Genomic DNA, 3,352 nt, shown 5'->3' with positions numbered 1-3,352 from the left:
GGCCGGCCTTGCGGCCGTGGTTGGCCTTCTTCTTGCGGCGGGCCTTCTTCTTGCGTGCGCGCTTGGACATCGAGGTCGTGTATCCCTTCAGGCGTTGTGACGGACGAGGACGTCGGCGAGCTTGTTGAGGCGCTTGACCATGCGGTCGTCGGTCGCGCCCGGCGCCGGGTCGACGCGCTCGCTGCGTTCGTAGTAGGCGCCGTTGACGATCTCGGTGGCCGGGTCGCAGAGCCGCACGATGTGGGCGGCGCCGTCGGCGGGGGAGGCGCCCTGGTGGCCGTAGAGCGGGAGCAGACCGGTTTCGCAGATGCCGGGGTGGACGGAAACGGCGGCCACGCGCGGGTCGGCGGCGAAGACGGTGAGCGCCAGCTGCGACTGGGCGTAGGCGGCCAGCCGCGAGTAACGGCGGGCGCGGTTCGGGTCGCTCCACTGGATCGATCCGGTGCGGTGCAGAGAGGACGAGACGTTGATGACCCGGCCGCCCGGGTCGCTGGTCAGGGCCTCTTCGAGGAGGTTGGTCAGCAGGTAGTGGGCCAGGAAGTTGACCTGGAAGGCGATTTCGTTGCCGTCTTCGGTGATGGTGTGACGCTCGGGCGCGGCGATGGCGGCGTTGTTGACGAGCACGTCCAGGTGCGGGTGTTCCGCGACGACCCGGGCGGCCATCGCCTCGACCTCTTCGAGGCGCGAGAAGTCCGCGGCGTACGTGCACAGGCGGTTGGCGTCGATTCCGGCGGTGGCGATGAGCGCGTCGACCGCGGCCCGTCCCTCCTCGGCAGTACGGCCGTGCACGAGGACGGTGGCGCCGCGCTCGGCGAGGAGCCGCGCGGTCTCGTACCCGATGCCGGAGGTGGCTCCGGTCACCAGGACAGTGTGGGACGAAAGGTCAGATTCAGGCATGGGTCTTCCATGGGTGCGGGCACGCCTCGTCTCCGGAGAAGGGCGAAGAGGCGTGCGGAGATGAGAAAGGGGCGCCGGACCCGTCACGGCGCCCTGAGGGCTACGGAATACGCGTCAGCAGAAGCCGAGCATTTCCGGGCAGCGGGGCGCACGACGGGGCAGTGCCGTATTCGGCGGCCGGTCGAGAAGGAGCCACTCGCTGTTCACAACACTCATCGAACCCGATGGTGTCTGCCCGTACAAGCTCAACACTGTTCCCTGACGGCCCCCTGACGTGAGGCATCGTCAGCCGAGGCCCGGGATGGTGGAAATCAGCAGATCGATCAGTTTGATCCCGACGAAGGGCAGGACCAGACCGCCCAGCCCGTAGAGGGCGAGGTTGCGCCGGAGCAGGTCGTGCGCGGAGGACGGGGTGTAGCGGACCCCGCGCAGGGCCAGCGGGATGAGTGCCACGATGATCAGGGCGTTGAAGATGATCGCGGAGGTGATCGCCGAGGTCGGGCTGTGCAGGCCCATGATGTTCAGCGACTCCAAGCCCGGGTAGGCGCCCGCGAACATGGCCGGGATGATGGCGAAGTACTTGGCGACGTCGTTCGTGATCGAGAAGGTCGTCAGGGCGCCGCGCGTGATCAGGAGCTGCTTGCCGATCCGGACGATCTCGATGAGCTTGGTCGGGTTGGAGTCGAGGTCGACCATGTTCCCGGCCTCCTTGGCGGCCGAGGTACCGGTGTTCATCGCCACGCCCACATCCGCCTGAGCCAGCGCCGGCGCGTCGTTCGTCCCGTCGCCCGTCATGGCGACCAGCTTCCCGCCCTCCTGCTCCCGCTTGATCAGGGCGAGCTTGTCCTCGGGAGTCGCCTCGGCCAGGTAGTCGTCCACCCCCGCCTCGGCCGCGATCGCGCGAGCGGTCAGCGGATTGTCGCCCGTGATCATCACCGTACGGATGCCCATGCGGCGCAGTTCCGCGAAGCGTTCGCGGATCCCCTCCTTGACGACGTCCTTGAGATGGATGATCCCGAGCACTCGGGGACCGTCCCAGTCGTTCACCGCCACGAGCAGCGGCGTGCCACCGCCGGCAGCGATGGCGTCGGACCAGGTGGGTGCCTCGCTCGGTACGACCCCGCCGTGCATCTCCACCCAGTCGATGACCTGCGCCGCGGCTCCCTTGCGGATGTGGCAGGCGGCTCCGTTGTCCCAGCTCAGATCGATGCCGCTCATCCGGGTCTGGGCGCTGAACTCCACGAACCGTGCCTGGGACAGCTCCCCTTCGGCCGGGGCCCGCAGCCCGTACTTCTTCTTCGCGAGCACGACGACCGAACGGCCCTCGGGCGTCTCGTCGGCGAGTGAGGAGAGCTGGGCGGCGTCGACCAGGATCATCTGGTCCACGCCCGGCATGGGGACGAAGTCGGCCGCCTCGCGGTTGCCCAGGGTGATGGTGCCGGTCTTGTCGAGGAGCAGGGTGTTGACGTCGCCCGCCGCCTCGACCGCCCGGCCGGACATGGCGAGCACATTGCGCTGCACGAGCCGGTCCATCCCCGCGATGCCGATCGCGGACAACAGCGCGCCGATCGTCGTCGGGATGAGTGTGACGAGGAGGGCGACCAGCACGGTCGTCGACTGGGCGGCGTCCGCGTGACCGGCCATCGGCTGAAGTGCGACCACGACCAGGACGAAGACGATGGTCAGGGCCGCGAGCAGGATGTTGAGCGCGATCTCGTTCGGGGTCTTCTGCCGGGACGCGCCCTCGACCAGCGCGATCATCCGGTCCAGGAACGAGTGGCCGGGCCGGGAGGTGACGCGGACGACGATCCGGTCGGACAGCACGGTCGTGCCGCCCGTCACTCCGGACCTGTCGCCGCCCGACTCCCTGATGACCGGGGCGGATTCACCGGTGACCGCGGACTCGTCGACCGCGGCGATGCCGTCGACGACATCGCCGTCCGCGGGGATCAGCTCACCCGCCTCGACGAGCACGAAGTCGAACAGCTGCAGATCGGTCGCGGCGACGGCCTCCGTCTGTACCCGGTCGACGTCGGTGCCGTACCGCCAGTGGCGCAGCCGCAGTGCGACGGTGTCCGTGCGCGCCTTGCGCAGTGACGCGGCCTGCGCCTTGCCGCGGCCCTCCGCCACTGCCTCCGCGAGGTTCGCGAAGATCACCGTCAGCCAGAGCCAGGCGCTGATCACCCAGGTGAAGACGGAAGGGTGGACCAGTGCGGAGAGCGTGGTCAGTGCCGATCCGATCGCGACGACGAACAGCACCGGATTCCTGATCAGGGTCCGCGGATGCAGCTTGCGCAGTGCTTCGGGCAGGCACCGCAGGACCTGTCTGGGATCGAGGAGTCCGGCCTGGCGGGGGCGCCGCCGGGGCGGCCGGTTGCCGGGGGCCGGCGGGGGAGTCCTTGGGATCGTGGGTGCCTGCTGGGGCGCGGCGGGATGCATCGGAAGACCTTCTGAC

The 3,352-nt window shown here is 69.1% G+C and carries 2 protein-coding genes; both read right to left on the bottom strand.

The features are described 5' to 3' along the window. Positions 1-87: 87 nt before the first annotated feature. A complete protein-coding gene (locus ACWGI8_RS41870; protein ID WP_453668700.1) occupies positions 88-897 on the bottom strand; it encodes an SDR family NAD(P)-dependent oxidoreductase in 810 nt (269 codons plus the stop codon). Between the two features lie 285 nt (positions 898-1,182). Further along, the gene (gene kdpB, locus ACWGI8_RS41865; protein ID WP_453668701.1) at positions 1,183-3,336 is read right to left on the bottom strand and encodes a potassium-transporting ATPase subunit KdpB; all 2,154 of its coding nucleotides are present in this window, start codon (positions 3,334-3,336) and stop codon (positions 1,183-1,185) included. Between the last annotated feature and the right edge of the window lie 16 nt (positions 3,337-3,352).

The sequence above is a fragment of the Streptomyces sp. NPDC054841 genome (assembly GCF_053611045.1).
The sequence above is the reverse complement of the archived record's forward strand: the minus strand, read 5'-3'. Positions and strand labels throughout refer to the sequence as shown.

Bases quoted from the DNA above. Each gene is read 5' to 3' on its own strand.
- ACWGI8_RS41870 (WP_453668700.1), bottom strand. From the start codon at position 897: ATGCCTGAATCTGACCTTTCGTCCCACACTGTCCTGGTGACCGGAGCC.
- kdpB (WP_453668701.1), bottom strand. From the start codon at position 3,336: ATGCATCCCGCCGCGCCCCAGCAGGCACCCACGATCCCAAGGACTCCC.